Here is a 4,122-nt window from a genome sequence, read left to right as displayed (position 1 = left end):
GGCGGGGCATGGCCGAGGCGAAGGGCGCGCTCCGTGGCGCCGCGGCGGCGCTGCGCGCCATGCTGGCCGGCACGGGGACAACGCTGCTGGGCCGGGTGCGCGCGGTGCGCGCGCAATGGCGGCGCGGCGCATGAGCGGGCGGGTCAGGCTCTATGCCGCCATCTCGCTCGATGGCTGCCTGGCGGATGCCGCGGGCGGGGTCGGCTGGCTCGCGCCCTTCGAGGCCGAGGACTACGGCATGGACGCCTTCCTCGCGCAGGTCGGCAGCGTGCTGACCGGGCGCACCACCTACGACCAGGCGCGCGGTTTCGGCGACTGGCCCTATGCCGGCAAGCGCGTGGTGGTGATGACGAACCGCCCGCTCGACCGCGATCCGCCGGCGGGCGTCGAGGCCGCATCGGGCAATCCGGCGGCGGTGCTCGCACGGCTGCGTGCCGGGACGCCGGGCGATATCTGGCTGCTGGGCGGCGCGGTGCTGGCGCAGCACTGCCTCGCGCAGGGGCTGGTGGACAGCCTCGAGCTCTTTGTCATGCCGGTCACGCTGGGGGCCGGGCTCAGGCTCTTCGCCGGCGACGGGCCGGGGCGCGGCTGGCAGCTCGACGCGGCGCGCCCGTATCCGAACGGCGTGCTGGCGCTGACCTATCGCGCCGCCTGACCCACGGCCGCAGCCTCGGCGTTGTTGATCTGACGCAAGGCGAGGGTGCCGCAGCGGCGGTATTCTGCACTTGTTGACCCCGGAGGACCTCCCCGATGACCGGCCTTCTCGCCCGCGACCTGATGACCCCCGACGTCGTGACCGTGCCGCCCGAGACGCCGGTCATGGCCATGGCCAGGCTGCTCGCCGACCGCGGCATCTCGGCCGTGCCCGTGGTGGACAAGGAAGGCAAGGTGCTCGGCATCGTGACGGAAGCCGACCTGATCCGCCGCCTGGCGGGCGAGGAGGACAAGCCGGCCTCCTGGTTCGCCTCCCTGTTCGCCGACCCGGCCAGCCAGGCGGAGCGCTTCGCCCGCACCCATGGCGTGACCGCCAAGGACCTGATGACCGAGAAGGTCGTGAGCGTAACGCCGGAGACCACCGCCGCGCATGTCGCGCAGATGATGGAGAAGCAGAACATCCGCCGCGTCGTGGTGACCGAGGCCGACCGCCTGCGCGGCATCGTCAGCCGTGCCGACCTTTTGCGCGCGCTGGTCTCGCCGCCGCACGAGGAAGCGGAACTCTCGGACGAGCGCGTGCGCCGCGCGGTGATGGCGTCGATGAAGAAGGAGCCCTGGACCGACACCTTCTACACCATGGTCGAGGTCAAGGACGGCACCGTCACCTTCCACGGCTTCCGCCGGTCCGACGCGGTGCAGAAGGCGCTGCGCGTGCTGGCCGAGAACGTGCCGGGCGTGAAGGCGGTGGTGGACGACACCCAGCCCATGCCGGTGTTCATCTACGGCGGGGTGTAGGCGCGGCGCAGCAACCCCAGGGCGATTGCGCGCTAGGATGCCGCCGGGCGGGCCTCTCCCCGCCCGAACCGCCCCCGGGGACTTGCCGCATGGCCCGCGTCCGCATCCGCCACACCACGCGCTACGACTACAACGCCCCGGTCGGGCTCGCGCAGCACCGGCTCATGGTGCGCCCGCGCGACAGCCACGACCTGCGCCTGCACGATGCGACCCTGTCGATCAGCCCGGCGCCGGCGGCCACGCGCTGGGCGCATGACGTCTTCGGCAATTCGGTCTGCCTGCTGGACTGGGCGGAGGGGGAGCGGACCGATCATCTCGAGATCGTCTCGACGCTCGACCTGACGCACTACCCGGCCGGGCCGGCGCTACCGCGCGCGACGCTCGACCCCTCGGTCGAGATCTTCCCCTTCTCCTACGCTGCGGAGGAAGCGCCGGACCTCGAGCATTTCCGCGTCCGCCTGCTGTCCGACCCGGCGCGGCGCGTCGATGCCTGGGCGCGGCGGTTCCTCGCGCAGGGCGGCCAGACGCGCACCCTGCCGATGCTCGAGGCCATGACGCGCGCGATCCGCGACGAATTCGCCTATGAAGGGCGCGATGCCGAGGGCACCAACAGCCCGGTGGCGACGATCGAGACCGGCCGTGGCGCCTGCCGGGACTTTACGTTGCTGATGATGGAGGCGGCGCGCTCGCTCGGCCTCGCGGCACGCTTCGTCACCGGCTACCTGTACGATGCCGGGAGCGGCCCGGGCATGGTCGGCGGCGGCGCCACCCATGCCTGGTGCTCGGTCTATGTGCCCGGCGCCGGCTGGGTGGAATACGACCCGACCAATGGCCTGGTCGCCGGGGAGAACCTGATCCGCGTGGGATCAACGCGCACGCCCGAACAGGCGGTGCCGGTCGGCGGCGGCTATATCGGCAAGGCCGAGGATTTCGCCGGCCTGCATGTGGACGTGACAGTGCGGGTGGGCGATGACCCGGCGCCTGCTACGCGGCCGGAACCGCCACCCCCACCAGGCAATCCCGCGTGACGATCGACGCCAGTCGCGCCTCGTCCCAGCCTTCCGTGCCGGCGGGACGCATCGGCAGCACCATCCAGCGGTAGTCCGCGGTGCTGTCCACCACGCGGACCTCGACGCTGTCGGGCAGGGCCAGCCCCCATTCGGCCAGCACCGCGCGCGGTTCGCGCACGGCACGCGAGCGATAGGCGAAGGACTTGTACCAGTTGGGCGGATAGCCCAGCACCGCGCGCGGGTAGCAGGAGCAAAGGGTGCAGACCACCAGGTGGTGCCGCGTGGCGGTGTTCTCGAGCACGCCGAGCGGCGGCGCGCCGGCCATGGAAACACCCATCTGCTCGGCCGCCGCCTTGCCGTCCGACAGCAGCAGCGCGCGATAGGCCGGATCGGTCCAGGCCTTGGCGACCATGCGCGCGCCCGTCTCGGGGCTGGCCTTGTCGGTATTGGCCTGGCGCTCGGCGATCTCGGCCTGGGTGACGACGCCCTTCGCCTCGAGCGCCGCCATCAGGCGGTCGAGCAGGGCGAGGCTCTCGGGGCGTGGGGGCGCGGCCATGGCTATGCTTCCTCGAGCCAGTGTTCGAAGACCTCGACCATCACCGTGTCGCTGGGCTTGCCCTCGTGCCAGATCGGCTCCTGCGCAAACAGCACATGGTAGAGGTTGCGCTTCGGCGCCGGGCGGGCGAAGGCCAGGTCCTCGGGGTTGGGGAAGGCGCCAAGCGGGCGCACCACCGTGCCGGTGCGGCCGCGGATGTAGTGCGGCGTGCGGATGTGGCAGGGGCCGCGGCGCTCCGGCCAGTCGTCCTTCACGCGCACCTGCGCGCCTGGGGCGAAGCGGGCGGGCTCGCTCATGGCAGGATGTCCTTGTCCACCAGGCCCTTCTCGACCATCAGCCCGGCGATCGAGCGCAGCCAGCGCTCGTAGTAGCCGAGCACGAAATACTCGCCCTCCGGGATGCTCTCGATCCCCCGGCGGAGCTCGTCGACCGTCATGAGCTTCTTCTGCGCCAGCACCTGGCGCAGAGCGTCGACCTGCTTGCCGAAGGCGTCGGGCGGCGCCTCGTCGTGCTCGACCGGCGTGCAGTGGAAGCGGGCGATGCCGCCCATGTCATGGATGGCGGGGATCGGGCGATCGTCTGGCATGGCGGGAAGGTTAGGCCGGCGGGCGCCATGCGGTCCAGCGGGGGCTACTTCACTTCCTCATCGGCGGTCACGCCCCAGACCTCGGAGCGCAGGATGTAGCCGCGATACTCGCCGGACTGCGCCTCGCACCACGGGCTGCGGGGCTCGCACTGGCGCAGGCGCACAACCACGCCGGGGCGCAGCCGTGCGACGGGGGGGCTGTCGGCTTCGGGCCGGCGGCGCAGGGCCGTCTCGCTGTTCGGCGCGCCGCGCACGATGGCGCTGCGGCGGCCCATCAGGGTGGATTGGTGGACCCAACCCTCGGTGCCCTCGGGGTCGCGGATGCGGCGCCAGAGCTCGAATTCCCGGGTGATCTCCACCGGCAATTCGCGCCGCTGGTAGGTCCATTCGATCGGGAAGCGCGTGCCCGGGCCGGCACGCAGGTTCACCTCGTCCGACCGCAGGGCGGCGAAGCGCGGCAGCGGCAGGTTGGTGACCGACCCGACCGAGGGCTGCGGCTCGGGCGGCGGGGCGGGGGCGGG

At 72.2% G+C, this 4,122-nt stretch carries 7 protein-coding genes; 3 read left to right on the top strand and 4 right to left on the bottom strand.

Annotation, left to right across the window (positions count from 1 at the left end; genetic code table 11):
- Positions 1 to 130: 130 nt before the first annotated feature.
- The 3 genes from HW578_RS23620 to HW578_RS23610 all read left to right on the top strand — a co-directional run bounded on the left by HW578_RS23620 (position 131) and on the right by HW578_RS23610 (position 2,477).
- Positions 131 to 655, top strand: a complete 525-nt coding sequence (locus tag HW578_RS23620; protein WP_198373157.1) for a dihydrofolate reductase family protein — start codon at positions 131 to 133, stop codon at positions 653 to 655.
- A gap of 95 nt (positions 656 to 750) precedes the next feature.
- Positions 751 to 1,449 carry a CBS domain-containing protein gene (locus HW578_RS23615; protein WP_232479238.1) on the top strand — a complete coding sequence of 233 codons (699 nt, stop codon included), beginning with the start codon at positions 751 to 753 and terminating at the stop codon, positions 1,447 to 1,449.
- Positions 1,450 to 1,538: 89 nt separating this feature from the next.
- Positions 1,539 to 2,477, top strand: a complete 939-nt coding sequence (locus HW578_RS23610; protein ID WP_198373156.1) for a transglutaminase family protein — start codon at positions 1,539 to 1,541, stop codon at positions 2,475 to 2,477.
- Here HW578_RS23610 and HW578_RS23605 read toward each other — a convergent pair.
- The 4 genes from HW578_RS23605 to HW578_RS23590 all read right to left on the bottom strand — a co-directional run.
- On the bottom strand, positions 2,434 to 3,015 hold the full coding sequence (locus tag HW578_RS23605) for a nitrile hydratase subunit alpha (protein ID WP_198373155.1): 582 nt from the start codon (positions 3,013 to 3,015) through the stop codon (positions 2,434 to 2,436). The two genes, HW578_RS23610 and HW578_RS23605, sit on opposite strands and share 44 nt — an antisense overlap.
- Before the next feature lie 2 nt (positions 3,016 to 3,017).
- Positions 3,018 to 3,311 (bottom strand): SH3-like domain-containing protein, encoded by a 294-nt coding sequence (locus tag HW578_RS28515; RefSeq protein ID WP_198373154.1) that lies wholly within the window; start codon positions 3,309 to 3,311, stop codon positions 3,018 to 3,020.
- On the bottom strand, positions 3,308 to 3,601 hold the full coding sequence (locus tag HW578_RS28510; protein ID WP_198373153.1) for an SH3-like domain-containing protein: 294 nt from the start codon (positions 3,599 to 3,601) through the stop codon (positions 3,308 to 3,310). The genes HW578_RS28515 and HW578_RS28510 overlap by 4 nt, the downstream gene beginning before the upstream one ends.
- A 44-nt stretch (positions 3,602 to 3,645) precedes the next feature.
- On the bottom strand, positions 3,646 to 4,122 hold a 477-nt coding region (locus HW578_RS23590; protein ID WP_198373152.1), incomplete at its 5' end, for an SH3 domain-containing protein.

It is taken from the genome of Roseomonas rosulenta (genome assembly GCF_016106005.1).
GTDB lineage: Bacteria > Pseudomonadota > Alphaproteobacteria > Acetobacterales > Acetobacteraceae > Neoroseomonas > Neoroseomonas rosulenta.
Note: the sequence above shows the minus strand (reverse complement) of the source record. Positions and strands in the feature narration are given on the sequence as shown.